Source organism: Kocuria sp. CH-021 (assembly GCF_049716185.1).
Classification (GTDB): Bacteria; Actinomycetota; Actinomycetes; order Actinomycetales; family Micrococcaceae; genus Kocuria; species Kocuria cellulosilytica.
In genome coordinates, this window is the sequence record NZ_JBNAFK010000011.1 from 78469 (window position 1) to 105207 (window position 26739).

16 protein-coding genes and 1 tRNA gene are annotated in these 26739 nt (G+C 75.5%); 6 read left to right on the forward strand and 11 right to left on the reverse strand.

Translation table 11 applies throughout. The features are described from left to right. Positions 1-7: 7 nt before the first annotated feature. Positions 8-1204, reverse strand: coding sequence for a tRNA 2-thiouridine(34) synthase MnmA (gene mnmA, locus ACPYN7_RS10315; RefSeq protein WP_424347585.1), 1197 nt, complete (start codon positions 1202-1204; stop codon positions 8-10). A 113-nt stretch (positions 1205-1317) separates the two neighbouring features. Beyond that, positions 1318-2523: a cysteine desulfurase family protein gene (locus tag ACPYN7_RS10320; RefSeq protein ID WP_424347586.1), complete on the reverse strand. Its 1206-nt coding sequence runs from the start codon at positions 2521-2523 to the stop codon at positions 1318-1320. 57 nt (positions 2524-2580) lie between these two features. Between ACPYN7_RS10320 and ACPYN7_RS10325 the strand changes: the two genes are divergently transcribed. Further along, entirely contained in the window at positions 2581-3048 is a 468-nt protein-coding gene (locus ACPYN7_RS10325) for a tRNA (cytidine(34)-2'-O)-methyltransferase (RefSeq protein WP_424347587.1), read from the forward strand. Between the two features lie 31 nt (positions 3049-3079). On the opposite strand, the gene ACPYN7_RS10330 is transcribed toward ACPYN7_RS10325, so the two are convergent. After that, positions 3080-4555, reverse strand: coding sequence for a S1C family serine protease (locus ACPYN7_RS10330; RefSeq protein ID WP_424347588.1), 1476 nt, complete (start codon positions 4553-4555; stop codon positions 3080-3082). A gap of 282 nt (positions 4556-4837) precedes the next feature. Here ACPYN7_RS10330 and ACPYN7_RS10335 point away from each other — a divergent pair, with 282 nt between their 5' ends. Both ACPYN7_RS10335 and ACPYN7_RS10340 read left to right on the forward strand, forming a co-directional pair. Further along, a complete protein-coding gene (locus ACPYN7_RS10335; protein WP_424347589.1) occupies positions 4838-6886 on the forward strand; it encodes a TPM domain-containing protein in 2049 nt (682 codons plus the stop codon). Between the two features lie 142 nt (positions 6887-7028). Further along, complete coding sequence (locus ACPYN7_RS10340) at positions 7029-7772, forward strand: PspA/IM30 family protein (protein WP_058874796.1); 744 nt, start codon at positions 7029-7031, stop codon at positions 7770-7772. A 122-nt stretch (positions 7773-7894) separates the two neighbouring features. On the opposite strand, the gene ACPYN7_RS10345 is transcribed toward ACPYN7_RS10340, so the two are convergent. The 3 genes from ACPYN7_RS10345 to ACPYN7_RS10355 form a co-directional block, all read right to left on the reverse strand. Continuing rightward, a tRNA-Met gene (locus ACPYN7_RS10345) sits at positions 7895-7971 on the reverse strand. 46 nt (positions 7972-8017) lie between these two features. Continuing rightward, positions 8018-11017 carry a UPF0182 family protein gene (locus ACPYN7_RS10350; RefSeq protein ID WP_424347590.1) on the reverse strand — a complete coding sequence of 1000 codons (3000 nt, stop codon included), beginning with the start codon at positions 11015-11017 and terminating at the stop codon, positions 8018-8020. A gap of 157 nt (positions 11018-11174) precedes the next feature. Further along, entirely contained in the window at positions 11175-12254 is a 1080-nt protein-coding gene (locus tag ACPYN7_RS10355) for a YlbL family protein (RefSeq protein WP_424347591.1), read from the reverse strand. 216 nt (positions 12255-12470) lie between these two features. Between ACPYN7_RS10355 and ACPYN7_RS10360 the strand changes: the two genes are divergently transcribed. After that, positions 12471-13913, forward strand: a complete 1443-nt coding sequence (locus ACPYN7_RS10360) for a zinc-dependent metalloprotease (protein WP_058874799.1) — start codon at positions 12471-12473, stop codon at positions 13911-13913. Here the strand turns inward: ACPYN7_RS10360 and ACPYN7_RS10365 are convergent. Beyond that, on the reverse strand, positions 13889-14458 hold the full coding sequence (locus tag ACPYN7_RS10365) for a M48 family metallopeptidase (protein ID WP_424347592.1): 570 nt from the start codon (positions 14456-14458) through the stop codon (positions 13889-13891). The genes ACPYN7_RS10360 and ACPYN7_RS10365 overlap by 25 nt on opposite strands. 161 nt (positions 14459-14619) lie before the next feature. Between ACPYN7_RS10365 and ACPYN7_RS10370 the strand changes: the two genes are divergently transcribed. After that, entirely contained in the window at positions 14620-15453 is an 834-nt protein-coding gene (locus ACPYN7_RS10370) for a ThiF family adenylyltransferase (RefSeq protein ID WP_424347593.1), read from the forward strand. Here the strand turns inward: ACPYN7_RS10370 and ACPYN7_RS10375 are convergent. Beyond that, positions 15444-17273, reverse strand: coding sequence for an ATP-dependent helicase (locus ACPYN7_RS10375; protein WP_424347594.1), 1830 nt, complete (start codon positions 17271-17273; stop codon positions 15444-15446). The two genes, ACPYN7_RS10370 and ACPYN7_RS10375, sit on opposite strands and share 10 nt — an antisense overlap. Then, positions 17270-18355, reverse strand: coding sequence for an NAD(+) diphosphatase (nudC, locus tag ACPYN7_RS10380; protein WP_231738413.1), 1086 nt, complete (start codon positions 18353-18355; stop codon positions 17270-17272). The genes ACPYN7_RS10375 and nudC overlap by 4 nt, the downstream gene beginning before the upstream one ends. 105 nt (positions 18356-18460) lie before the next feature. On the opposite strand from nudC, the gene ACPYN7_RS10385 reads away from it, so the two are divergent. Beyond that, complete coding sequence (locus tag ACPYN7_RS10385) at positions 18461-19747, forward strand: phosphotransferase (protein ID WP_424347595.1); 1287 nt, start codon at positions 18461-18463, stop codon at positions 19745-19747. Here ACPYN7_RS10385 and ACPYN7_RS10390 read toward each other — a convergent pair. After that, complete coding sequence (locus ACPYN7_RS10390; protein ID WP_424347596.1) at positions 19723-23211, reverse strand: ATP-dependent helicase; 3489 nt, start codon at positions 23209-23211, stop codon at positions 19723-19725. The two genes, ACPYN7_RS10385 and ACPYN7_RS10390, sit on opposite strands and share 25 nt — an antisense overlap. Positions 23212-23261: 50 nt before the next feature. After that, positions 23262-26723 (reverse strand): ATP-dependent helicase, encoded by a 3462-nt coding sequence (locus ACPYN7_RS10395; protein ID WP_424347597.1) that lies wholly within the window; start codon positions 26721-26723, stop codon positions 23262-23264. Between the last annotated feature and the right edge of the window lie 16 nt (positions 26724-26739).

A 26739-nucleotide genomic window follows, 5' to 3' on the forward strand; every position in this document is an offset into this window, starting at 1 on the left:
GGCCAGTCTATCGGGCGGGATCGGCCCGGCCGACGACGTCGGGGCGGGCCAGCGAGTGGGCGCGGTCCACCGTGGCCTGGCCGAGGACCCGGGTGCCCTGGTAGAGCACGACCGACTGGCCGGGGGCCACGCCCCGCATCGGCTTCTCCAGGCGGACCACGAGCTCCGGCACCGGGTCCCCGCCGGGCCCCTCGACGAGCTCGAGGCGGGCCCGCGCCGGGACGGGGTCCCCGTGCGCCCGGACCTGGGCGAGGACGGGGAACGGGGCCGACGCCGTCCCGGCCGCGGCCCCGGGGCGCAGCAGCGGCGCGGCCTCGGGCACGGGCGCCCCGGCCCAGGAGGGGCGGATCCCGCGCAGCTCCTCGACCGCCAGCATCTCCTGGGGGCCCACGACGACCTCGTTGGTCCTCGGCCGGATCTCCAGGACGAAGCGCGGCTTGCCGTCGGGGGCCGGGGTGCCGATCCGGAGTCCCTTGCGCTGGCCCACGGTGAACGCGTTGGCGCCGGGGTGGGTGCCGACCACGTGGCCCGCCACGTCCTTGATCTCGCCCTCGGTCATCTCGATCCGCTCCGCGAGCCAGCCGCGGGTGTCGCCGTCGGGGATGAAGCAGATGTCGTGGGAGTCGGGCTTGCTCGCCACGGACAGGCCGCGGCGGGCCGCCTCGGCCCGCACCTCGGCCTTGGACGGGGTCTCGGCCAGCGGGAGCAGCACGTGCTGGAGCTGCTCGGCGGTGAGCACGCCGAGGACGTAGGACTGGTCCTTCGCCCAGTCCGCGGCGCGGTGCAGCTCGCGGCGGCCGTCGGGGTCCTCGACCACCTTCGCGTAGTGGCCGGTGCACACCGCGTCGAAGCCGAGGGCGAGGGCCTTCTCCAGGAGCGCGGCGAACTTGATCTTCTCGTTGCAGCGCAGGCACGGGTTGGGCGTGCGCCCGGCCGCGTACTCCGCCACGAAGTCGTCGACGACGTCGGCCTGGAACCGCTCGGAGAAGTCCCACACGTAGTACGGGATGCCGAGGACGTCGGCGGCGCGCCACGCGTCCCGGGAGTCCTCGATCGTGCAGCAGCCCCGGGAGCCGGTGCGGAGGGTCCCGGGCGTGCGGGAGAGCGCGAGGTGGACGCCCGTCACGTCGTGGCCGGCGTCGACGGCGCGGGCCGCCGCCACGGCCGAGTCGACGCCGCCGCTCATGGCTGCCAGTACTCGCACGGTGAGATCGTCTCCAGGGGTCGGGGTTCGGGGTCCGTGTCGTCAACGGGGCGCGGCGGGCCGGTATTCCCCGCGGTGGCGGACGGGCCTGCCCGGTCCCCGGCGGGCCGGGCTCAGGCCGGCGCCGCTCCGGAGAGCCCGGCGCGCAGCGCCCGCCGGTGCACCTCGGGCAGGGCGGCGAGCAGGGCGTCGACGTCGGCGGCGGTGCTGGTGCGGCCCAGGCTGAAGCGCTGGGCGCCGCGCGCGGTGGCCTCGTCCAGGCCCATGGCCAGCAGCACGGAGGAGGCGCGGGGCACCCCGGCGTGGCACGCCGAGCCGGTGGAGGAGGCGATCCCGGCGGCGTCCAGCAGGAACAGCAGGGAGTCCCCCTCGCAGCCGGGGAAGGTGAAGTGGGCGTTGCCGGGCAGCCTGGTCCCGGCGTGCTCCGGGTCCTCGGGCCCGCGCAGGACGGCGTCCGGCACGATCCGGCGCACGCCCGCGACCAGCCGGTCGCGCAGCCCGGCGAGCCGCTCCGCCTCGGCCTGGCGCTCCGCGGCGGCCTCCCGCGCCGCCACGCCGAACCCGGCGAGCGCGGCGGCGTCGAGGGTGCCCGAGCGCACCGTGCGCTCCTGGCCGCCGCCGTGCTGGACGGGGGCCAGCCTCACGGTGCGCCCGGCCACGAGGGCCCCGGCGCCCACGGGCCCGCCCAGCTTGTGGGCCGAGACGGCCAGCGTGGTGAGCCCGGGCAGGTGCGCGTCGACGGGCAGGGAGCCGAAGGCCTGCACGGCGTCGCAGTGGAAGGGGACCCCGAACTCCTCGGCGAGCGCGGCGAGCTCGGCGACGGGCTGGACGGTGCCCACCTCGTTGTTCGCCCACATCACGGTCAGCAGCGCGGTGGCGCCGGGGTCCCGGGCCAGTTCCTCCCGCACCGCGGCCGGGTCCACCCGGCCGGCGGCGTCGACGGGGAGGAGCACGGCCTCGGCGCCCTCGTGGGCGGCCAGCCACTCCACGGTCTCGGCGACCGCGGCGTGCTCCACCGAGGAGACGAGGATCCGCCGGCGGCGGGGGTCCTGCCCGCGCCGGTGCCGGTACAGGCCCTGCACGGCCAGGTTGTCGGCCTCGGTGCCCCCGGAGGTGAAGATCACCTCGACGGGGTCCGCGCCGAGGGCCGCGGCGACGTCGTCGCGGGCCTGCTCGACGACCGTGCGCGCCGACCGCCCGGCCCGGTGCAGCGAGGAGGGATTGCCGCCGCGGGCCAGCTGCTCGGTGACCGCGGCGAGCGCGGAGGGCCGGAGGGGCGCGGTGGCGGCGTGGTCGAGGTAGACGGGACGGTGCGGCACGCCGTCCAGTCTAGGACGCCGGACGGTCGCCGGGCCGGCGTCCGTAGACTGGCGGGCATGCTCCGCATCCTCTTCCACACCCCCGAGATCCCGGGCAACACCGGCAACGCGATCCGCCTCGCCGCGGTCACCGGGGCCGAGCTGCACCTGGTGGAGCCCCTGGGCTTCGACTTCGGCTCCGCGCACCTGCGCCGGGCCGGCCTCGACTACCACGACCTCGCCGTGCTGAGCGTCCACCCGGACCTGGAGGCCGCGTGGGCGGCCCTGGCCCCGGAACGGGTCTTCGCCTTCACCACGGACGGGGAGCTGGCGCACACCGACGTCGCCTACCGCCCCGGGGACGTGCTGCTGTTCGGGCCCGAGTCGGTGGGCCTGCCCCCGGCGGTGAAGACGGACCCGCACGTCACCGCGCGGGTCCGCATTCCCATGCTGCCGGCCCGCCGGTCGCTGAACCTGGCGAACTCGGCGTCCATCGCCGTCTACGAGGCCTGGCGCCAGCTGGGCTTCGCGGGCGCCGCCGGCTGAGCGGCCGGGCCGGGGCCCGCGCCCCGACCCCTCACTGCTGATCGGCGGCGTCCCCGACCGTCACCTCGACCGTGCGCTCCTCGCCGTCCCGCACGAACGTCATCGTCCCGGTGCCCCCGGCGGGCAGCTCGCGCACGGCCGCCGTCAGGGAGCTCGCGTCCTGGATGCGGTGGCCGTTGAACTGCGTGATGACGTCGTCCACCTCCAGCCCGGCGTCGTCGGCCGGCGAGCCGGGCACGACCTGCTGCACCGCGGCGCCGTCGGAGAAGGCCCGGCTCCGCCCTTCCGCGCCCGGAGCGGCGCTCACGCTGGTGCCGAGGTAGCCGTGCGTGGCCCGGCCGTTGTTGATGATCTCCTCGGCCACCCGCTTCGCGGTGTCCACCGGGATCGAGAAGCCCACGCCGATGTTGCCGGCCTCCGTGCCGGAGCCGGCCGAGGCGATGGCCACGTTGATCCCGATGACCTCGCCGTCCGTGCCGATCAGCGGCCCGCCCGAGTTGCCGGGGTTGATGGCGGCGTCGGTCTGGATCACGTTGAGGTACACCGACGGCGAGGAGCCCTGCGAGCGGCCGCCCGGGCCGCCGTTCTGGTCGGGGAGGTCGAAGAAGAAGTCGTTGCCGTCGCCCCGCTCCTCGCTCTCGCCCTCCGGCGGCGTGTTCGGCGCGGCGGAGGAGGCCACCGTGATGGTGCGGTCGAGGGTGGAGACGATCCCGTCGGTGACCGTGCCCGCGAGGCCCAGCGGCGCCCCGATGGCGATGGCCGTGTCGCCCACGTTCACGTCGTCCAGGGAGCCCAGGGTGGCCGGGGTCAGCCCCGGGGCGTCGACCTTGAGGACCGCGAGGTCGGACAGCGGGTCGGTGCCGACCACCTCGGCCGGCAGCACCCGGCCGTCGTCGAGCTGCACCTCGATGGCGGGGCTGCTCGTGGTGCCGTCGAGGGTCACCACGTGCGTGTTGGTGAGGATGTGCCCCACGTCGTCGATGATCACCCCCGAGCCGGAGCCGTTCTGGCCGCCGCCGGACGCGGAGATCGTGACCACGGACGGAGAGGCCTTCACCGCGGCCGCGGTCACCGCGTTCACCTCGTCCTGGTCGTTGACGATGATCGAGCTGGTCGTCGACCCGCCCGCGGCCGGCACCGTGCCGCCGTCGTCCAGGAGGGCGTCCGTCCCCACGGCCGCCCCCGCCCCGACCAGCGCGGCCAGGACCATGCCCGTGACCAGGGAGCCCCCCGAGAAGCGCCGCCGCCCCCGGCCGGCCCCCGCACCGTTGCCGTCGCCGTTGCCGCCGGCGTGCCCCCACGGCTGCCGGCCGGCGGGGTCCCCGGCGCCCTGCCACGCGCCCGGGAAGGGACCGGCGTCCCGCCCGTCGCGCACCCCGTACCCCGGGGGCGCGTCCTGCTCGGCCCCGGACGCCCACGGGTCGTGGGCCGGGCGGCCGGTGACCGGGGGCAGGGGCTGGGTGAGCTGCGGGTCGGCACCGGATCGGGGGTCGCGGGGCTCGGACATGGGCGGTCTCCTCCTGGGAACGGACGGGCCCGGCCGGCCCCGGAGCGGACGGGGCGGCGCGGGCGGCTCAGCTCCCCAGTATCCACGTCCGCACTGAGACGACGCTGAGAGCACTGACCGCTTCCCGCACGGCGCCCGGACGCCGGCCGTGGGTGCGCCCCGTGCCCGCCGGGAGGTCATCAGCCGCCTTGCGGTTTCGCCCTGCGCGTAGGCCCGGCGCCGTTCCTCCCGCCGGGGCGCCCCCGTCCTAGAATCGGGAGCACCGACCACGTGAGGGAGATCATGCACTGGCGCCCCATTGCCCGCCGGACCGTCGCCGGCTGCGGTCTGACGCTCGCCCTGCTCGCGCCCGCCGGGGCGGCCGCCGCCCAGCCGCCCGTGGACGTGCCCCCGGGCGAGCGGATCGTCGACGAGGCCGGCGTCCTGGAGGACCCCTCGGCGCTGGCCGCCGACGTGCGCGAGCTCGCCACCCAGGAGGGCATCACCCTGACCGCGGTGTTCGTCGACTCCTTCACCGACCCCTCGGACCCCGACGCGTGGCTGCAGGAGTTCGCCGAGGTCAACGACCTCGGCAGCTCGGACGCGGTGCTGGTCGTGGCCACGGAGGACCGGCAGCAGCGGTTCTCCGCGTACTCGACCGGGCCCCTGAGCACCGAGCAGCAGGAGCGCATCAACCGGCAGTACATCACGCCGGCGCTCGCGGCCGACGACTGGGACGGCGCGGTCGAGGGCGCGGTCGAGGGCATCGAGGCGGAGCTCTCCGGCGCCCCCGCCGGGGCCGCGGACAGCTCCGACGGCGGCGGCGCGGGCTTCGGCCTGCTCGGCCTCGGGGCGCTCGGCCTGGGCGGGCTCGCCGTCTACGGCATGGCCGCCCGCAACAAGAAGCGCCGGCAGCAGGAGTCCGCCCCGCACGGCGGGCCCGGTGGCCGGGGCCCGGCGGGCCCCGGCCGCCCGCCGGAGGTCCCGGTGCCGGAGCTGCGCAAGCGGGCCGGCGAGCTCCTCGTGGCCACCGACAACGCCATCCAGCACTCCGAGCAGGAGCTGGCCTTCGCCCAGCTGCAGTACGGGGACGAGCAGGTCGAGCCGTTCCGCCGCGCCGTCCAGGACGCCAAGAAGCACATGCAGGCCTCGTTCGCCCTCCAGCAGCAGCTCGAGGACCACATCCCGGACACCGAGGAGCAGCAGCGGGCCTGGCTCGGGGAGATCATCGCCCGCTCCCAGGACGCCCAGCGCCCTCTCCAGGAGCACCAGGAGGCCTTCAGCTCGCTGCGCCGGCTGGAGTCCCGCGCCCCGCAGGCCCTCGAGGACGTCCGGCGCCACGCGGAGGCGGTGCGTCCCCGCGTGGCCACGGCCGACGCCCGGCTGCGGGAGCTGACCGCCCACTACAACGAGACCGCCGTGGCCCCCGTCCGGGACAACATCGACCAGGCCCGGGACCGGCTCGACTTCGTGGACACCGCCCTCGAGGAGGCCCGCACCGACCTCGCCGCGGGCCGCACGAGCGACGCCGTGCTGGACATCCGCGCCGCCGAGGAGGGGGCGGGGCAGGCCGGCGGGCTGCTCGACGCCGTGGAGCACGCGGCCACCGAGCTCGCCCACGCCGAGGAGTCCCTCAAGGACGCCGTGACCATCGCGCAGCGCGACGTCGCCGAGGCGGACGCCCTCGTCCGGCGCGGCTCCAACCCGGAGCTCGCGGGCGCGGTGGCCGGCGTCGGCGCCGTCCTGCGGACCGTCGAGGAGCAGATGGGCGCGGGCCGGATCGATCCGCTCGGCCTGAGCCGGCGCCTGGCGGTGGCCAAGGACGAGCTCGACAAGGGGCTCGCGTCGGTGCGCTCCCAGAACGACCGGGACCGTTCCGCGCGGGAGACCCTCGCGCACACCCTCGTGTCCGCGCAGGCCCAGCTGAGCTCGGCGAGCGAGTACATCTGGGCCCGCCGCGGCGGGGTCGGTCCCGAGGCGCGCACCCGTCTCGCGGAGGCCGAGCGCTGTCTCGAGGCCGCCCAGCAGGCCCGGAGGTCGGACCCCTCCGAGGCGCTGACCTACGCCAACGAGGCCGTCCGGCTCGCCGGCGAGGCCCAGTACATCGCCCAGCGGGACGTCGACTCCTTCTCCTACGGCGGTTTCGGCACGCCCGTGGGGATGGGCGGCCACCGCGGCCGCTCCAACAGCGGCCTGGGCGGCGCGATGCTGGGAGGCATCCTCCTCGGCTCGATCCTCAACGGCGGCGGAGGCGGTTTCGGCGGCGGGGGCGGCGGCTTCGGCGGCAGCTTCGGCGGCGGTTTCGGCGGCGGTGGGGGCGGCTTCGGCGGCGGCATCGGGGGCAGCTTCTGATCCCGGATCCCGGCCGCCGACCGTCGGCCGCCCCGGCACGGTCCGCCGCTCCCCGACCCGTCCACCCGTCCGCCCCACGATCCCTGTCCCGCCCACCGTCCCGGGAGGTCCTCCCGGGAAGCACCACAGGAGAGAAGGAACCATGATCAAGCAGTCCATCTTCGGCCGCATCGCCCAGCTCGCGAAGGCCAACATCAACGCCATGATCGACGCCGCCGAGGACCCGCAGCTCATGCTGGACCAGATGGTGCGCGACTACACCGAGAACATCCGCGAGGCCGAGGCCGCCGTCGCGCAGACCATCGGCAGCCTGCGCCTGCTCGAGCAGGACCACGCGGAGGACGTGCGCGAGGCCCAGGAGTGGGGCAACAAGGCCCTGGCCGCCTCGAACCGGGCCGAGGAGTACCGCGGGGCCGGCAAGGGCGCCGAGGCCCAGAAGTTCGACAACCTCGCCAAGGTCGCCCTCCAGCGCCAGATCCAGTACGAGACGGAGGCCCGCGGCGCCGAGCCGCAGATCCAGTCCCAGACCGAGGTCGTGGAGAAGCTCAAGGACGGGCTCAACAGGATGCGGGGCAAGCTGCAGGAGCTGTCCAACAAGCGGGACGAGCTCAACGCCCGGCAGAAGACGGTGCAGGCGCAGTCGCAGGTCCAGGACGCGCTGAAGGCCTTCGACGTGCTCGACCCGACGAGCGAGGTGTCGCGGTTCGAGGACAAGATCCGGCGCGAGGAGGCGCGCGTGCTGGGCCAGCAGGAGCTCGCCGCGTCCTCCCTGGACGCGCAGTTCGAGTCCCTCGAGTCCCTCGGCCAGCAGTCGGAGATCGAGGCCCGCCTCGCGGCCCTGAAGTCCCGCAACGCCGAGCGGATCGTCTCCTCCGAAGAGGTCTGACGAGGGTCCCGCACCGGGAGCGCGGAAGGAGCCCCCACGGCCGCGGCCGTGGGGGCTCCTTCCGGCCCGGGAGCCCGGGCACGGCGAAGGCCCCCGGACCGTGGTGGTCCGGGGGCCTTCTCTGGTTGCGGGGGCAAGATTTGAACTTGCGACCTCTGGGTTATGAGCCCAGCGAGCTACCGAACTGCTCCACCCCGCGGCGACATGTATGACTATACGTGCCGCGGGGTGGACCCGCAAATCGGCTACCCGGCGGGCTGCTCCGCCGGTTCCCCGGCCGGTTCCTCGGGGGCCAGGGCCCCCTCGGCCTCGGGCGCGACGACGCCGTCCGCCTCGAGCGCCCGCTCGATGGCGTCCTGGAGCCGCTGCTGGGCCTCCCCGTAGGAGGTCCAGTCGCCCTCCTGCAGGGCCTCCTCGGACTCCTGGATCGCCTGGTTCGCGTCGCTGAGGGCGTCCTCGAGGCTGCCGCCGCCGGCCGGGGCTCCCGCCCCGCCCTCGCCGGCCCCGTCGGGGCTCCCGGCCTCGGCGTCGTCCACGCCCGCGCCGGAGGACGTCTGGGCGCCGGAGTCGCCCTGGAAGACCTCGTCGAGGGCCTCCTCGAGGGTGGGCGCGAAGCCCACCTCCTCGCCGAAGCCGACGAGCACGCGCCGCAGCGTCGGGTACGCGGCGTCGCCCGAGGACTGGACGTAGACGGGCTGGACGTAGAGCATGCCGCCGCCCGCCGGCAGGGTGAGCAGGTTGCCGTTGATGACCTCGGAGGCGCCCTGGCGGAGCAGGTTCAGCTCGGTCGAGACGTCCGTGTCCGAGTTGAAGAGGTTCTGCGCCTGGCCCGGTCCGGGCACCACGGAGGACCGCGGCAGCTCGAGCAGGCGCAGCGTGCCGTACTCGTCGCTCTTGACCCCGTCCTCGCCGGTCCCGGCGTCGGAGTTGGCGGACAGGTACCCGTACATCACGTTGCGCGTGTTGCCCGTCTCCGACTGCTGCGGGATGAAGGAGGTGGTGAGCGAGAAGTTGGCCTCGTCCTCACCGGGCATCCGCATCGAGAGGTAGTACGGGGGCAGGGCCACGTCGGTGTCCTGGGTCGGGTCGTTGGGCACGGACCAGACGTCGTCGTTGGCGTAGAAGCTGTTCGCGTCGGTGACGTGGTAGCGGTTGAGCAGCTCCCGCTGGACCTTGAACATGTCCTGCGGGTAGCGCACGTGCGCCATGAGCTCCGCGGACATCTCGGAGTACGGCTGGAGCGTGTTCGGGAAGACGTTCTGCCACGCCTTCAGCACCGGGTCCTGGTCGTCCCACGCGTACAGGTTCACGGTGCCGTCGTAGGCGTTGACCGTGGCCTTGACCGAGTTGCGGATGTAGTTGACCCGCTCCGGGGGCAGGGTCGCCGCCGCGCCCTGGGCGGTCTGCGTGTCCTGGGTGGCCTCCTGGAGCACCGACGGCGTCGAGTACGGGTAGGCGTCCGAGGTGGTGTAGGCGTCCACGATCCACTGGACCTGGCCGTCGATGATGGCCGGGTACGGGGCGCCGTCGACCGTCAGGTACGGGGCGACCTTCTCGATGCGCTCGCGCGGGTCCCGGTCGTAGAGGATCTGCGACTCCGGGCGCACGGCGTCCGAGAGCAGCATGTCCGAGGACTGGAACTTGATCGAGTAGGCCAGGCGGTTGAAGAAGTTGCCGATGCTGGGCCCGCCGTTGCCGGCGAACGTCGTCTTGGCGTCCCCCTCCTGGTCGCCGGCCGTCTGCGGGCGGTCGAGCTCGAGGGGCTCGTCGCCCTCCGCGCCGCCGACGATGGAGTACATCGGGGAGTTCTCCCCGAAGTAGATGCGCGGCTCGTAGTCGTCCGAGATCACGCCCCGGGACGGGATGCCGGCCTGCATGAACTGCGGCTTGCCGTCGACCTCGACGCGGTTGCCGTAGGCGGCGACCACGCCGTAGCCGTGGGTGTAGACCACGTGCTGGTTGAACCACCCCTGGTTCTGGTCGGGGTTCAGCTCACGCGTGGCGATCACGGTGTCCTGGACCTCGCCGTCGATCTCGTAGCGGTCCACGTTGAGGGTGTCCGGGAACTGGTAGTAGGGGCGGAACTGCTGCAGCTGGGAGAACGCGGCGGAGACCACGTTCGGGTCCAGCAGGCGGATGTTCGAGGTCGTCTCGGTGTCCTGGCGCAGGGCGCCCTGCTCGGTCTCCGTGGTGGCGTCGTACGGCATGACCTCGGCCGAGTCCAGCCCGTAGGCCGAGCGGGTGAGGTCGATGTTGCGCTGGATGTACTGGTTCTCCAGGGCCTGCTCCGTGGGCGTGACCTGGAAGCGCTGGACGATCCAGGGGTAGATCCCGCCGGCCACCACCGCGACCACGAGCAGCATGGCGGTGCCGATGACCGGCAGCCGCCAGCGGCCGATGAACGAGGCCACCACGAACAGGATCGCCACGATCAGGGCGGCCGCCGCGAGGATCGCCTTGGTGGGGATCACGGCGTTGACGTCGGTGTACAGGGCGCCCGTCCACGACCCGGACGAGGACTGCAGCGTGGAGTACCGGTCCAGCCAGAAGTTCGCGGCCTGGAGCAGCAGGAACAGCGCGGCCAGCACCCCCAGGTGCACGCGCGAGGCGCGGGTGGTGCTGAGCCCCCGCTCGGTGATCCGGATGCCGCCGTAGACGTAGTGCATCAGGATCCCCGCCACACCGGCGAGCAGGATCGCCGAGACGAGGAAGCCGATGAGGAAGCGCAGGAACGGGAGGGTGAAGACGTAGAAGCCGAGGTCGAGGCCGAACTGCGGGTCCTCCTGGCCGAACGGCTCCTGGTTGAGGAACAGCAGCACCGTGTCCCACTGGGTCATCGCCGTGCTCGCCGCGAAGAGCCCGAAGAGCACGGGGACGACCACCATGACGATCTTGCGGACCGGCTCCAGGGCCTCCTGGTAGCGGCGCAGGTTGTCGTCCACGATGGACTCGGCCGTGATCGGCCGGTGCCGGTAGGCGAGGAAGAGGCTGGCGAACATCAGCGCCGCCACGAGCACGGCCGCGACCACGAAGATCACGATCTTCGTGACGTTCTCCGTGACGAACACGCTGAGGTAGCCCAGCTGGTCGTACCACAGGACGTCCGTGTAGAGCTGCGTCAGTCCCACGAAGGCGGCCACGAGCACCAGGACGACCACGACCGTCGGCCACAGCGCACCCCGTTTCCGCCGCTGTCCTGCTGGCTGCTGCCTCGGTGGTCGGGGGGCTGTTGGTCCGGCGGTCACTGGTTACCTCTGCAATCGGCGTCGTTCGTCAGGTGTGGTGCGTGAAGTCGTGGGGTGCGGGGTGCGTCGGGGAGGAACGCCGCCGGCGGGTCGCCGGGGCACCCCGTCCATTCTGCCCGCGGGCTTCTCGGGGGTGCAATCGTGCACGCGGCGGCCGTCATCCGGCCGCGCACGACGGCAGCGCCGACAGGTCCCCGCCGTCCCCGGCGGCCTCGGCCGCGGCCACGGCGTCGTCGAGGGTGCGCACGGACACGACCGTCAGGCCCTCCGGGACGTGGCCCTGCGCCTCGGCGCAGTTGCCCTCGGGGGCGAGGAAGACCTCCGCCCCGGCCGCCGCGGCTCCCTCGAGCTTCTGCCGGATGCCACCGATGGGCCCCACCTCCCCCTCCGGGGTGATGGTGCCGGTGCCGGCCACGTGCCGGTCCCCGGCGACCGAGCCCGGGGTCAGCTCGTCGACGATTCCCAGGGCGAGCATCAGCCCGGCGCTGGGCCCGCCGACCTCGTCCAGCTCGAAGGCCACGTCGATCGGGAAGTCGTACGCGGGCAGGAGGTACACGCCGAGCTGCCAGTTCCCGGACGCCTCGTCGCGCACGGTGTCCACCTCGACCTCGCGCGGGGACCCGGAGCGCTCGACCTGCAGGGTGACGCCCCGCTCCCCCGCCGCGTCGAGGGCCGACTTCAGGGACGGCAGGGAGGTGACGGGGGCACCGTCCACGCCGCGCAGGACGTCGCCGTGCTCGAGCACCCCCTCCGCCGGGCCGTCCGGCACGGTCCCCTGCACCGAGAGCCGCGTGTCGAAGTCCTCGCCCAGGTGCGTCAGCGCCGCCGCGACCGAGTCCTCCTGCGAGGTGCTCATGGCCGCCATGCTGTACTGGGCGGCCTCCTCGTCGGTGACGTCCCGGGGGTAGAGGGTGTCGGCCGGCACGACGGACGCGGACGGGTCCAGCCAGGACCCGAGGACGGTGAGCACGTTGACGCTCTTGTCGGGTCCGCCGGTGACGTAGACCGTGGTCAGGTCCAGGACGGACTCGCTCGGATAGGTCCGGGCGCCGGAGACGCCCAGCAGCTGCCGGCCGTCGTGCTCCCCCACCGTGTTGAACGTGGGGCCCGGCGCCTCGATCACGAACGGCGCGGGCAGCACCGTCCCGGCCAGCAGCAGCCCCGCGGACCCCAGCAGCGCCCAGGACTCGAGGCCTCGGCGGCGCTGGGCTCGGAGCGGGCGGGGGGATGCGGTCACGGGCGGTCCTCGGCGGTCGTCGTCGGGAGGACCGGGGGCCGCGGGGCCGCCCGGTCCGGACGGTCCAGCTTATCGCGCGGGACCCCGCCCTGAGCTTCCAGCGAACTGGGAGTTGGCTCATGGTCGGCCCCGTCCGGTGCTCGCTACGCTGGGAGCAGTGACGTCGGGCGCGCCCGTGCCGCCCGATCCCCGACCCGACCGAAGAACGGTGGACCCATGACTCCCCAGCCTCCCCACGACCGCCCCGGGAACACGCCCGGGGACGACTCCGGCGACGGCCCCAAGGACCCCTTCCAGGAGATGCTCGAGCGCCTCATGGGGCAGAGCGGGATGAGCCCCGAGGACCTCCAGCGCGCCGGCGTGCCGGTGGACCCCCAGGCGATGTCCATGATGTTCCAGCAGATCCAGTCCATGATGGGCGCGGGGGCGTCCGAGGGTCCGGTCAACTGGAAGCTCGCCCACGACCACGCCCGGCGGATCGCCGCCGAGGGCGGCGACCCCTCCGTGACCCCCGCCCAGCGCGGCGCGGTGGAGGACGCGATGCGCCTCGCCGAGCTGTGGCTGGCCGACCACACCGAGTTCGGCCAGCCCTCGATCCTGCCCCGGGCGTGGTCCCGCGCGGAGTGGATCGAGGCCACCCAGGAGACCTGGAAGGACATGACGGGTCCGGTCGCGGAGTCCGTGACGAAGGCGCTCACCGACGCCCTCACCCAGCAGCTGCCCCCCGAGCTCTCCGCCATGATGGGCGGGGCCTCGGGCATGCTCGCCGGCGCGGGCGGCATGCTGTTCGGGATCCAGCTGGGCCAGGCCATCGGCGGACTCTCCCGCGAGGTGCTGTGCTCCACCGACATCGGGCTGCCGCTCGCGGAGGGCCGGTCCGGGCTGCTGCCGGCCAGCATCAAGGACTTCGGCGAGGGCCTGGACATCCCGGCGCAGGAGATCATGCTCTACGTCGCCGTGCGCGAGGCCGCCCACGTCCGCCTGTTCGCGGCGAACCCGTGGCTGCGCCAGCACGTCCTGGACCTCGTCAAGCGGTTCTCCGCGGGGATCCACATCGACATGGCCCGCATCGAGGAGGCTGCGCGGGAGATCGACCCGATGGACCCGTCGAGCATGCAGGAGGCCCTGTCCTCCGGGATCTTCGCCCCGCAGCAGACCCCCGACCAGGAGGTCACGCTCAAGCGGCTCGAGACCGTGCTCGCCCTCGTGGAGGGCTGGGTGCACGTGGTGACCGTCGCCGCGACCGCGAACCTGCCGTCCGCCGAGGCGCTGTCCGAGACCGTCCGGCGGCGCCGGGCCTCCGGCGGGCCGGCCGAGCACGCGTTCGGCTCCCTCGTGGGGCTGGAGCTGCGCCCGCGCCGGCTGCGCGAGGCCGCCGAGTTCTGGCAGTACGTCGGCGAGCGCCGCGGCGTGCAGGACCGGGACGGGCTGTGGGACGCGGCGGAGCTGCTGCCCACCGACGAGGACCTGGACGACCCCGCGGGCTTCACCGAGCGCCGCGGGCTGCTCACCGCGTCCGAGGACGAGGTCGACGCCGCGCTCCAGCGGCTGCTCTCGGGCGGCTACGAGGGGCCCGGAGCCGACGGCGCCCCCGGCGCGGACGGCGGCCCCGGGGGGCCGGAGGGCGCCGGGCCTCAGGACGGGGACGGCTCCCGCTGATCCTCCGCGGCGTCCTCCGCGTGCCGGTGCGCCCACGCCGCGCCGTCCAGGAAGGCCCGGGCCCTCTCGGCGAGGGGGTACCGGGCCTCCAGCTCCCGGAACCGGGGGCTGTGGTCGGCCTCGAGCAGGTGCGCGAGCTCGTGCACCAGCACGAAGTCGAGCACCCACTCCGGGGCCTCCTGGAGCTGCGCCGAGATCCGGATGACGCCGGTGGCGGGCGTCGCGGAGCCCCACCGGGCCTGCTGCCGTCCTGACCAGCGCACGTCGGAGGGCCGGGCGCGGCCGTCGAGGTGGCGCCGCGACAGCTCCTGGGCGCGCTGCAGGAGACGGTCGTCGGAGCGCCGGTCGGCGCCCTTGGCCGCCTCGCGGCGCCGGCGCTCCACGACCCGGGGCACCAGTTCCCGGGTCCAGTGCTCGATCTCCCGCCGGGTGGCCGCCTGGGGGACCGAGAGCACCACCGTGTCCTCGCTCCAGTGGGCGGACACGGTCTTGCGCCGGCGCGCGGAGCGGCGCACGACGACCTCGGGCTGCGACGGTACGGGCATGGGGCCATTGAACACGCCACGGGCGCGGGCCGCGAAACGCCGCCCGTGACCTGTGCACGGTCCGCCGGCGTGGACTGTGGACGGCCCGCCGGCGGGCGCGCCGCAGGCCCGGCGCGGGTCACAGTGGGGGCGTCCCGTCCGCGCGTCCCGGAAGGCGTCCCGTGCCCACCACACCGTTCCCCGGCCCGTCCCGGGCTCACCAGCAGGACGCGGGCCCGCGTGCGTCGTGCCTCGAGCGCCCCCGCCCGGACGAGGTGCACGTCCTGCTCCTGGGCCTGGACGGTCTCGCGGCGGCGCTGGCCGTGCGCCTGCTGCGCTGCGGCGTGCTCGGGCTCAACGTCAACGACTCCGCGGCCGTGACGGCCGCCGATCTCGGGACCGGCGCGTACCGGCCCGCGGACGTCGGCCGTTCCCGGGAGGCGGCCCTGCGCCGGAGGCTGCGCGAGCTCGATCCCCGGTGCGTGCCGGTGAGCGCGCCGGAGCTGTTCCCCGGTGCCCTGCTCCCGGGCACCGTCGTGGTGCACAGCCTCGAGCACCCGGCCGCTCCTCCGGCCGGCCGTTCCGTGCCCGCGGCGGGGGAGCCGGAGGCGTGGCCGGGGATCGATCCCCGGCACCCGCTCGTGTCGCTGCACCGTGCCGGCGGCGTCCTGCTGCGCTGGCCCACCGTGCCCTGGGCGCACCGGCCGTGCCCGGACTGCGTGCGGGCCACGCTCGACGGCCGGGAGCCCGGCCCGGCGCCCCCCGGTCCGGACGCCGTCCTCGCGGCGTGGGCGGCACCGGCCCACGCGGAGGCCGTGGCGGTCCGCCTGGCCGTCGAGGTGCTCCGGGTCGCCCTGGACTCGCTGTGCGACGGCGACGGGCGCGGGGCGCTGCTCCCGGCCGGGGCGAGGGGCGGCGACCGGCACGCGGTCCTCTTCGCCCCGCCGTGGCCGGAGGCCGTGTCCCGGCCGCGACTGGACCGGAGCCGGTGCCTGTGCGGGCTCGCTCAGGAGTGAGCGCGGGCGCCGCGCGGGCGGGCCCGGCGCTGGGGCGCGCGGGCCGTGTCCGTGCCGCGCAGGGCGTCGAGGAAGCGTGAGGCACGGCGCGTGGGCCGGCCGCCCGGGGTGCGGGAGAGGGTCCAGGAGAGCACCAGGTGCTCCCGGGCCCGCGTGATGCCCACGTAGAGCAGTCGGCGCTCCTCGTCGACCTCGTCCGCGGTCTCGGCGAAGCCGATGGGCATCAGGCCCTCGCTGAGGCCCGCCAGGAAGACGGCGTCCCACTCCAGGCCCTTGGCCGAGTGCAGGGACGCCAGGGTCACCCCGTTCATCACGGGGGCGTCCTGCTGGGCCATGCGCCGCTCGAGCTCCGCGGTGAAGGCCGGCAGGACGAACTGCTCCTCGCGGGCCGCGGCCTCCGCCGCCATCCGGTCCGCGAGGGAGACGAGCGCCGCCAGGGACTCCCACCGTTCGCGCACCGCTCCCGTGGAGCGGGGCGCCCGGTCCGAGTAGCCCAGGGAGGAGAGGATGTCGCGCACCAGGCGCGTCGGCTCGTCCGTGGCCTCGGCCGCCCGCGCCGCCGTGCGCAGCTGGACCACCGCCTGCTTGACCTCCGGGCGGTTGAAGAACCGCTCCGTGCCGCGCAGCTGGAAGCCGATGCCCGCCTCCGCGAGGGCGGTCTCGAACGCCTGCGACTGCCCGTTGGTGCGGAACAGCACGGCGATCTCGGCGGCGGGCACCCCGTCGTCGATCAGGTCCTGGATGCGCGCCGCGGTCCCGGCCGCCTCGGCCTCGTCGTCCGCGTACTCGTTCCAGGACGGGGGCGGACCGTCCGGGCGCTGGGCGACCAGGCGCAGCGGGGTGGCCCACGCGCCGGGGGTCGCGCCCCGCTCCGGCCGGCGGGCGGCGAGCAGGCGGTTGGCCGTCTCCACGACCTGCGGGGTGGAGCGGTAGTCGCGCACGAGCTCGATGACCCGGGCCTGCGGGTGCCGGGCCGGGAACTCGAGCAGGTGCCGGGAGGTCGCACCGGTGAAGGAGTAGATCGTCTGGGAGGCGTCGCCCACCACGCAGAGGTCGTCCCGGCCCCCGAGCCAGGCGTCGAGCAGGCGCTGCTGGAGCGGGGAGACGTCCTGGTACTCGTCGACGACGAAGTGGCGGTACTGCTCGCGCACGGTCGCGGCGACGCGCTCGTCCTCCTCGAGCACGGCCACCGTGAGCAGCAGGACGTCCTCGAAGTCGATGAGGTGCCGGTCGGTCTTGAGCTCCTCGTAGGACTGGTAGAGGCGCTGGACCGTGCGCACGTCGTAGTTCAGGGGCATGTCCCGCCCGGCGGCCCGGGCCGGGTAGGTGTCGGGGGTCAGCATCGAGACCTTGGCCCACTCGATCTCGCCGGCGAGGTCCCGCACGGCCGCACGGTCCGTGGACAGGCGCATGTTCTGCGCGGCCTCCGTGATCAGCCGCGCCTTGTGCTCGACGAGCCCGGGCAGGGGCCCGCCCACGGCCTGGGGCCAGAAGTACTGCAGCTGGCGCAGGGCGGCGGCGTGGAACGTCCGCGTCTGCACCCCGGCGGCCCCCAGGCCGCGCAGCCGGTTGCGCATCTCGTTGGCGGCGCGGGCCGTGAAGGTCAGGGCCAGGACCTTCTGCGGGGTGTAGACCCCCGTGGCGATGCCGTAGGCGATCCGGTGGGTGATGGCCCGGGTCTTGCCCGTGCCGGCGCCCGCGAGCACGCACACGGGACCGCGCAGCGTGGTCGCGACCTCCCGCTGCTCGGGGTCCAGGCCGGCGAGGATGCGCTCCTCCAGGGTCGACTCCACCTCCGTGGCGGCCTCGCCCGCGCTCACCACGCGGTCTCCGGCAGGTCCTCGCCGAGCCAGTGCGCGATGAGCGCGTGCGCGATGGAGACCCGCCCGGGGAGGGTCACCGACCCGGTGCGTGCCGCGTCCCGCAGCTGCGCCCGGGTGAACCAGCGCAGCTCCAGGATCTCCTGGCCGTCCGGGACGGCCGCCCCGGAGCGCACCACCGCCCGGCAGCCGAGCATCAGGGAGCGCGGGAACGGCCAGGGCTGGGAGCCCAGGTACTGCACGTCCCCCACGGTCAGGCCCGCCTCCTCGGCGACCTCGCGGACCACGGCCTGCTCGAGGGACTCCCCCGGCTCCACGAACCCGGCGAGCGTCGAGAACCGGTTGCCCTTCCAGAGCGCGGAGCGGCCCAGCAGCAGCCGTTCCCGCTCAGGATCGGGGTGGCCGTCGCTCACCGCCACGATGATCGCGGGGTCGGTGCGCGGGAAGTGCAGGGAGTCGTCGTTGCGGCACTGCCGGGCCCACCCGGAGCGGATCACCTCGGTGGGCTCCCCGCACTGGGGGCACCGGGGGTGGTCCCGGTGCCACAGGCCCACGGACTGGGCGGTGACGAGCAGCGAGGTGTCCGCCGCCGGGAGCACCGGGCCCAGTTCGCGCAGGCCGGCCCAGCGCAGCTCCCCCGCGCCCCGGGCGGCGGCGAACTCGGCGACGGCCGCCACGAGCGGTTCGGGCACCGCGAAGGGCTCCGCCGCCGCGTCCTCGCCCCCGGGCTCGGGGGCCGCGACGGCCCGCAGCAGCACCCGGGGGCCGCGGGCGCCGTCGGCACCGGGCAGCCGTCCCAGGTAGACCTCCGGGCGGCGCGGGTCGTGGGGCACGGCGGGGAGCTCGGCCGCGGGCACCAGGACGAGGGCGCCGCCGGCGACGGGGGCGAGCCCGCCGGCGAGCACGAGCACGAGCGTGGCGGGGTCCTGGGCGGCGAGCACGCGCACGTCCTGGAGCTCGCGGTCGACGGCGTCGCGGTCGAAGGCCGTCGCCGCGAACGGCAGGCGGGCCGGCGAGAGACGCTCGGGGGCGGGCACGGGGCGGGAGCCGGGGACGGGCTCGGGGAGGCTGGAGGCGGGCACGTCTCCACTGTAGCGACCTGCCCGGACCCCGGGTCCCCGGCCCGGGCGGGTGGGGACGGGCACGGCGGCCGCTCTCCCCGCCGGGCCTCTTGTAGGGTGGACGCCGTGAGCACGTCCCTCGAGCACCTGGCCGCCGTCGCCGCCGCAGGCGTCCCCGGACTCGCGCCCGTGGCCGTGGGACCCTCCCCCGACGACGACGCCGACTTCCGGTCCGCCGTGGTGGTCGACGCGGCCGGCCGGCGCTGGCGGGTGCGCTCCCCGCTGAGTCCCGAGGCGAGCGTGCGCCTGGAGACCGAGCACCTGGTGCTCCGCTCCTTCACCCCGGCCGTCCGGTCCCGCCTCCCGTTCCTGGTCCCCACCGCCGCGGGCTCCGTGGCCCACGGCGACCTGCACGCCTTCGTGCACTCCCACATCGAGGGCGCCCCGCTGGACATCGACGCGCTGGCCCGCATGGCCGCGGAGCCGGACCCGGAGCACCACCGGCACGTGCCCAGCGCCGATCCGCCCCCCACGCTCACCGTGCAGCTCGGGCGGCTGCTGGCCGCGATCCACGCCCTGCCGCCCGCCCTGGTCCTGGACGCGGACCTGCCCGGCTACACCGCCGAGCAGTGCCGGACGCGCCGGGTCGCGGAGCTGCGCCGGGCTGCCGGGACGCAGCGCGTGCCGGCCGCTCTGCTGCACCGGTGGGAAGGGGTCCTGGAGGACCGCGACGTGTGGCGGTTCGAGCCCCGCGTGGTCCACGGCGACCTGCAGGAGGACGACCTCGTGATCTCTCGCGGGCGGGTGCGCGGGGTGACCGGGTGGACCGACCTGCACGTGGGCGATCCCGCCGAGGACTTCGCGTGGCTCCTCGCGGCACGCGACGCCCGTCTCGCCGAGGGCGTGCTCGAGGCCTACGCCACGGCCTGCCGCCGCACGTCCTTCCAGGCGCCCGACCGGGAACCGGACCCCCACCTGCTGGACCGCGCCCGGCTGGACGCGGAGCTCGCTCTCGCCCAGTGGCTGGTGCGCGCTGTGGACCGCGGCGCGGACGACCTGGTGGCCGACGCGGAGCAGATGCTCGCCACCCTCGAGCAGGACGTCGCCCGGCTCCCGGACCCGGCACGGGGTGCCGGGTCCCCGGAGCACCCGGCGGAGCTCTCCGTGCCGCACGGGGACCAGCGCCCCCGGCCGGCCGGCGGCACCGAGAGCCCTCAGCCGGCCGGCGGCCCCGAGGGTTCCCGTCCGGCGAGCGGCCCCGACAGCCCCCGTGCGGTGCACGGCACCGAGGGCTCCCACCGGACGCGTGATCCCGAGGGCCCCGCCCCGGCCGGGGCGCCCGGGCCTCTCCCCGGCCGCACGCCGCGGGAGGGCCCGGAGGGCCCCGCTCAGGGGCGCAGCACCACGTCGTAGGCTTCCCGGACCACCGCCTCGAGCTCCTCGGCCCCGGCGAGGTCGTGCGGGCGGACCACCCGGTCCTCGGCCACGTAGTAGAAGGCGGCGGTGACCTCCTCGAGCGGGACGCCCCGCAAGCGGGACCACGCGAGCCGGTACACCGCCAGCTGCGCCGACCGCTCCCGCAGCTCCCGCCCGGCCGGTGCCCGCCCCGTCTTCCAGTCGACCAGCTCCCACGTGCCGTCGCCGTTGCGGAAGACGGCGTCCACCCGGCCCCGCACCGTGATCCCGGCGACCGGGGTCTCGAGGGGGAACTCCACCGCGTACGGCTGCCGGTCCGCCCACGGGCTCGACCGGAACGTCGCGGCGAGCTCGGGGAGGTCGTAGGCCGCGTCGACGTAGTCGTCGGCGGTCCCGGGCAGCTCCCCGGCGTCGAAGATCGCCGAGCTGCCGTAGTACTGCTCGATCCAGGCGTGGAACGTGGTGCCCCGCCGCGCCGCGGTCCCGGGCCGGCGCGGCATGGGCCGGCGCAGGCCCGACACGACCTCGAGCGGGTCGCGCGAGAGCGCCACGAGGGTCGACGCCGAGACGTGGGACGGCATGGGAACGGTCCGCTCCGTCCTGGCGTCCTCGTGCCGGGCCAGCAGGATCTTCGCCTCCTCCGACCACCGGCGCGGGTCGGGTGCGAGCCCGTCCCGCGCCGCGACGCCGAGCAGGTCCTCGACGTCGAGGTCCGCGGTGTCCTCGAACCCGCGCTCCCGCACCGCGCGAGCGGCCCGTTCGAGCACGGCCCGGCGGCCGAGGTGCGGGGGCGGGCTCACGCGCACGGAGCTGTGCCCGCTCTCGTCCGTCACGGTCTCGGTGACCTCGGGACCCTCCAGCGGGTCGTACGGCCACGGAGCGCTCAGCACGGTGGCCGCCGCCGGGTTGCGCGCCCCCTCGGGCGCCTCGGCCCAGGGGCCGAGGCGGACGGACGGCTCGGGGCCCTCGGTCAGCGGCGCCAGCTCCGCGACGAACGCGGAGGGCCCCTGGCTCTTCGCGGCCGTGCCGCGGAAGGCGGTGCAGGACAGTTCCAGCACCTCCCGGGCCCGGGTCACGGCCACGTAGGCGAGCCGGCGCTCCTCGTCCTCGGCGTGCTGGGCGGCGAGCTCCAGGTACTCCGCGTGGGACTCCTCGAGGGCCTTCAGGTCGGTCGTGTCCACGGCCCACTGCGGCAGGAACCGGGCGTCACCGCGCAGCGGCCAGGCCAGGGTGCCGGTGTCGAGGGTCCAGCGGGAGGGCTTGTCGGTCGGGAAGTTCCCCGCGTTGAGGCCCGGGACGTAGACGTGGTCCCACTCGAGGCCCTTGGAGGCGTGCACCGTGACGAGCTGCACGGCGTCGTGCCGTGTGCTCTCCGGGCCGGGCTCGAGCCCGTTCTCCTCCGCGAGCGTGACGTCGAGCCACGCGAGGAAGGCCGAGACGTCGCTCGTCGCGGAGAACGCGGTGAAGGACTGTGCCGCCTCCTGGAAGGCGTCCAGGTTGCGCCGGGCCTGGTGGACGGCGCGGTGCGGGTGCGCGGCCACCTCGACGTCGAGGCCGAGGACCGTCTCGACCTCGTGGAGCAGGCTGGGCAGGTCGTCGGAGAGGAAGGAGCGCAGGTGCTCCAGCTCCGCCCGCAGCCTGATCAGGCGTTCCCGCGCGGTCCCGGACAGGCTGCGGCCGTGCGCGGAGGACCAGCCGGGCCGTGGGAGGGTCTCGAGGGCCTCGATCAGCGACGCGTGGTCGGAGAGATCGGGTTCGACGAGGGCGTCCTCCTGGGCCTCCTCCGCGGTCACCGGGCTCTCGAGGTCCTCGGCCCGGCCGGCTCGCGCGGCCTCCGTGCGGCGTCGTTCCAGGTGCGACGCCCAGTCGGCGAGGGCCATGAGGTCCCGGGTGCCGATCCGCCAGCGGGCGCCGGCGAGCAGCCGCACGAGGGCGTCCGAGCGGCCGGGGTCGTCCAGCACCCGGAGGGTCGCGACGACGTCGGAGACCTCCGGCGTGCTGAGCAGCCCGCCCAGGCCCACGACCTCGTAGGGGATGCCCCGGGCGGCGAGCTCCCGACGCACGGGCTCGATCTGGGAGCGCTTGCGGCAGAGCACCGCCATGGTGGGCATCTGGTCCTCCGGCTCGCCGCGGTGCTGCTCCCGGCGGGTCCGGACCCGCTCCGCGAGCGCGACGGCCTCCTCGACGTCGGTCGCCCATTGGCTGATCCGCACCAGGCCGGTGCCCGCACCGGGCCGCGGGGTCAGCTCGGGAACGGCGAGGGAGGACCGGCTGCGCGCCCACGCCGGCAAGGTCCGCAGGGGCGCGGCGATGGTGTTGGCGACGTCGAGGATGCTCGCGTCGTTGCGCCACGCCGTGGTGAGGAAGCTGGGCTCCCCGTCCTGACCGGGGGCGACCGGGAAGGAGTCGTAGAAGCCGAACAGCTGCCCGGAGGACGCCCCGCGGAAGCCGTAGATCGACTGCTGGGGGTCGCCCACGGCCATCACGGAGTGCCCCTGGCCGAAGAGGGCGGCGAAGAGCCGCAGCTGGGCGTGCGAGGTGTCCTGGAATTCGTCGAGCAGCACCACCCGGTGGCGCTCCCGCTCGGTCCGGCGGGCGGCCGGGTCCTGCTCCGCGAGCCGGGCCGCCGCGGAGAGCAGGTCGCCGAAGTCCATGGCCTGGGCCTCGTGCTTGCGCCGGGAGAAGTCGGCCACGAGCTCGGCGAGGACCCACGCGGTGCGCTGGTTGTCCTCGACCTTCTTCAGCTGGGCGCCCAGGGTCTTCTTCCGGCGCCCCGGGGGCGTGGTGGCCAGCGCGCCGAGCAGCTGGGACGCGAAGCGCTCCACGTCCCCCGGGTCCACGAGGTGCTCCGCGCACGCCGAGGCGAGGTCGAGGACGGCGCCGACCATGGTCGACTTCGCGGGCATGGTCTCCAGCAGCTCCCCGGTCCAGGCCTCCACGGTCTGCGCGGCGATCTGCCAGGTCCGGGCCTGGCCCAGCAGCGTGGTGTCCGGCTCGATCCCGATCCGCAGCCCGTAGTTGCGCACGAGCGTGTTGGCGTAGGAGTGGTAGGTGCTGACGGTGGGGTCCTGGGGCGCGGCCGGCAGGTCGTCCTCCTCGGCGCCCACGGGGGCGACGAGCCCCTGGGCGCGCAACCGGGCGAGCCGGGAGCGCATGCGCTCCCCCAGTTCGCCGGCGGCCTTGCGGGTGAACGTCACGCCGAGGACCTGGTCCGGGGCGACCACGCCGTTGGCCACGAGCCAGACCACGCGGTCGACCATGGTGGCGGTCTTGCCCGAGCCCGCGCCCGCGACGACCAGCCGGGGCGTGAGCGGGGCGGAGATCACCGCTGACTGCTGCGCCGTGGGCCGGTTGCCGCCGAGCAGCTCGGCGAGCTCCTCGGGGCTGTACCGGGGCTCGACGCCGCCGTAGGGGTGCTCGGCCGTGCCGGGCGCGGTGCGGTCGCCGGGGGCGTCGGTCATGGTCGCTGTCGTCTCCTGCTGTCCGGGTGGGAGGGGTCCGGGGTCCGTCCTCACGGTTCGCTCACCTGCCGCCCCTCGGCGCACAGCGGGCAGATCTGCGGCAGCTTGCACCCGTGCCCGTTGAAGGCGCCCTCGGCCTGGTCGTGGCGGGCGGTGAACCGCTCCCCGGCCACGAGCTCCGCGGCCCGGGTGATCAGTTCCCGCGCCCACGTGGCCTCCGGGTCGAGGGGGTCCTGCTGCTGCACGGAGGGGGACTTGGCCCGGGTGCCGAGCTGGACGAGCAGGGCGCCGCCGGAGAGCTCCGTCACGGTGCCGCCGGGCAGCTCGAGGACGGCCTCGTCCGCCCCGGCGACCATGGCCGTGCCCGCCCCCGCCGTCAGCGCCACCTGATAGGCCGCCAGCTGCGGGTGCTCGGCGATCTTCGCCCCGGCCGGCTGGTTCCGTCCGGTCTTGAGGTCGACGACGACGTAGCGGCCCTGCTCGTCCAGCTCCAGGCGGTCCACGCGGCCCCGGAGCAGGGCGTCCCGCGCCCGTCCCTGGACGAGCACGCTGAAGGCGCCCTCCACGGAGGCCAGCCGGCGGCCGTGCTTGCTGCGGGCGTCCAGGACGTACTGGGCGAACTTGCGCAGCATCTGCCGGGCCCGCTCGAGCTGGACCGCGGACTCCCAGGTGTCCGGCAGGCCCAGCGTGGACCACCGGCGCTCGAGCTCGGCGACGAGTTCGGAGCCCGCCGCCTCCGGCAGCTCCTCGGCGATGGCGTGCACGAGCGAGCCGAGGCTGCGGCTGAGGTCGGTGGCGGCCTCGGCCCGCGAGGCCGCCACGAACCAGTCGAGCGGGGACCGGTGGATGGTCTCGATCCGGGACGGGGAGACGGGCACGGGGACGCCGTCGTCGAAGACGGGCGCCGTGCTGGAGAGCTCCCCCGCGCCCCACCAGGTGTCGGGGTCGGCGCCCGGCACCGGGCGCGGGGAGGAGGCGATGCGGTGGAGCAGCCGGGCCGCGGCCTCGGAGCGCACCGGGTCCTCCTCGTGCAGCTGGACCCACTGCCGCAGCTCGGCCACGAGGGCGCGCAGCGTCATGGGCCGCGGGGCGTCCACCACGGCCCGGGTGCCGTCCCCGTCCCGGGATCCCGGCGGGTCGACGAGGTCCAGGAACTCCGAGGGCTGCTCGTCCTCGCCCGAGGCCGCCGTGACCACGAGCGTTCCGCAGCTGCGGGAGACCGCGGCGGAGAAGGAGCGCAGCTCGTCGTGGCGGACCTCCCGCATCCGGGTCACCGGGGTGACGCGTGCGGCCTGCTCGACGCCGAGGTCGAGCGCGTCCGTGAGCAGGTCCGCGCCCAGCAGCTGCCCGCGGAGACGGGTGTTGGGCCACACGCCCTCCTGCACGCCGGCCACGAACACCACCGGCCACTGCCGGCCGGCGGCCGTGGCCGGGGTCATGATCTCCACCGTCTCGTCGGTCGGGGCGCGGGCGGCCAGGGTGTCCATGGGCAGGTCCTGGTTGTCGATGTAGTCCAGGAACTGTGCGGGGCTCGCGCCCGGCAGGTGGTCGACGTACCGCTCGGCCGACTCGAACAGGCCCACCACGGCGTCGAGGTCGCGGTCGGCCCGCTCCCCCGCCGGGCCGCCCTCCAGCGCGCGGCGCCGCCAGGACTCGGCGACCCCGGCCGCCTCCCACAGCGCCCACAGGACGGTCTCCGCCGTGGCGCCCTCCTCCCGGAGGGCGCCGGTCCCGGCCGAGAGCATCCGGGCGATCCTGCGGGCCGGCACGGAGCGCACCCCGGAGGCGTCGAGCGCCCCGGGGGCCACGAGGGCCTCCACGAGCAGGTCGTCGCTGGTGCGGACCCCGCCCCCGACGAGCTCCTCCGCCCGGAGCCGCTGGCGCAGCCGGCGGACGTCCATCGGGGAGGCGCCGCCGATCCGCGAGGTCAGGAGGTCGACGGCCGCCTGGACGGTGAGGGCGCCGAAGTGCCCGTCCGCCCCGCGGTCCCCCGCCGCCCCGGCCGCCTCGGTCACAATGCGCAGGGCGCCCAGCAGGGGGCGCACCGCCGGCTCGTCCCGGACCGGCATCTCCGCCGCGGAGGTGCTGACGGGCACGCCGAGGGCGGAGAGCTGGCGCTCGAGGCCCTCCAGGTAGCGGCCGTTGCGCACGACCACGGCCATGTCGGCCAGCGGGACCCCGTGCACGAGGTGGCGCTCGAGGACCTGGTGCGCGATCCAGCGGGCCTCGTGCAGCGGCGACGGGAGCACCACCGTGGTGACCTCGCCCTGCGGCGCACCGGCTCCCGCGCCGGTCCCCGGGCCGCCGGCCGGGGCGTGCTCCGCCGCGGCGCCCGCGGCGTCCGTGAGTGCAGGGGCGTCCTCGGCGTCCAGTGTGTTCTCGGCGTCCGCGGTGTCCTCGAGGGGCAGGAGGGTGCGGGGGTGCCGGGCCCCGGCGACGGCGGGGATCCGCTCGGCCACGCGCTGCCAGACCTCCGCGACGGCCCGGGGCATCCGCCGGCTCGTGCCCAGGGTGTGCCGCCGGAGGGGCCGTGCGGGATCGGCGAGGCGGTCGTCGAGGGTGCGCAGGAGGTCGGGCCGGGCCCCGCGGAAGCCCTGGACCACGGTGTCCGTGCAGACGGTCATGACGGTGTCCCGCCCCCGGCACAGCACGGCGAGCAGCCGGTGGATGGAGGGCGTCGCCTCGTGCAGGTCGTCCACGAGCACGAGCTCGAGCCGCTCCTGCTCGGCCCGCAGGAACTCCGGCTGCTCCTCGAGGACCCGTGCGGCCTCGGTCACGAGGACGGCGGGGTCGTAGGACTCCGGCATCCGCAGCCGGCGCACGGCCAGGTACTCGGCGCGCACCGTGGCGGCCGCCGCCCAGTCCGGGCGCTCCAGGCGCCGGGCGAGGGCGCGGAGGTCGTCGGGGGCGAGGTCGTACTCGGACATCCGGTCGAAGAGCTCGCGCACCTCCTGGCGGAAGCCGCGGGTGCCCAGGGCCTCCCGGAGGTCGGGGGGCCACACGACGGCGGCCCCGAGGCCGGCGGCGTGCCCGGCCATGAGCTCGCCGATGAGCACGTCCTGCTCCGGGCCGGACAGCAGCTTGGGACCGTGCGCGACGCCCGGGAGCAGCCCCTCGTTCTGCGCCCGCCGGAGGAGGTCGAAGGCGTAGGACTGCCAGGCCCGCACGGGCGGGGAGCTCATGGTCGCGGCGACCGCGGCCGTGAGGTCGTCCCGCAGCCGGGCGGCCGCGAGCCGGGACGGCGTGAGCACGAGCAGCCGGTCCGGGTCGAGGCCGTGGCCGATCCGGCGCGCCGCCAGTTCCACGAGCACCCGGGTCCGCCCGGTCCCGGGACCGCCCAGCACGAGCCGGGGGCCGCACCCGGCCGGCAGCGCGGCGATCTCCTCCTGCTCGGGGCCGGGCCGCCACGCGGTGCGCTCCGGCGCGGAGCCGTTCGGGGGCACCAGGTTCCAGCGCACGGCTCCGGGCACGGCGGAGCTCGTGGCGGGGGTGCTGTCCTCGGTGTGCCGCATGGATCCCATCCCATCA

Bases quoted from the DNA above. Each gene is read 5' to 3' on its own strand.
- ACPYN7_RS10360 (WP_058874799.1), top strand. From the start codon at position 12,471: ATGACTCCCCAGCCTCCCCACGACCGCCCCGGGAACACGCCCGGGGAC.
- ACPYN7_RS10330 (WP_424347588.1), bottom strand. From the start codon at position 4,555: ATGTCCGAGCCCCGCGACCCCCGATCCGGTGCCGACCCGCAGCTCACC.
- ACPYN7_RS10335 (WP_424347589.1), top strand. From the start codon at position 4,838: ATGCACTGGCGCCCCATTGCCCGCCGGACCGTCGCCGGCTGCGGTCTG.
- ACPYN7_RS10325 (WP_424347587.1), top strand. From the start codon at position 2,581: ATGCTCCGCATCCTCTTCCACACCCCCGAGATCCCGGGCAACACCGGC.
- ACPYN7_RS10395 (WP_424347597.1), bottom strand. From the start codon at position 26,723: ATGCGGCACACCGAGGACAGCACCCCCGCCACGAGCTCCGCCGTGCCC.
- ACPYN7_RS10340 (WP_058874796.1), top strand. From the start codon at position 7,029: ATGATCAAGCAGTCCATCTTCGGCCGCATCGCCCAGCTCGCGAAGGCC.
- ACPYN7_RS10365 (WP_424347592.1), bottom strand. From the start codon at position 14,458: ATGCCCGTACCGTCGCAGCCCGAGGTCGTCGTGCGCCGCTCCGCGCGC.
- ACPYN7_RS10390 (WP_424347596.1), bottom strand. From the start codon at position 23,211: ATGACCGACGCCCCCGGCGACCGCACCGCGCCCGGCACGGCCGAGCAC.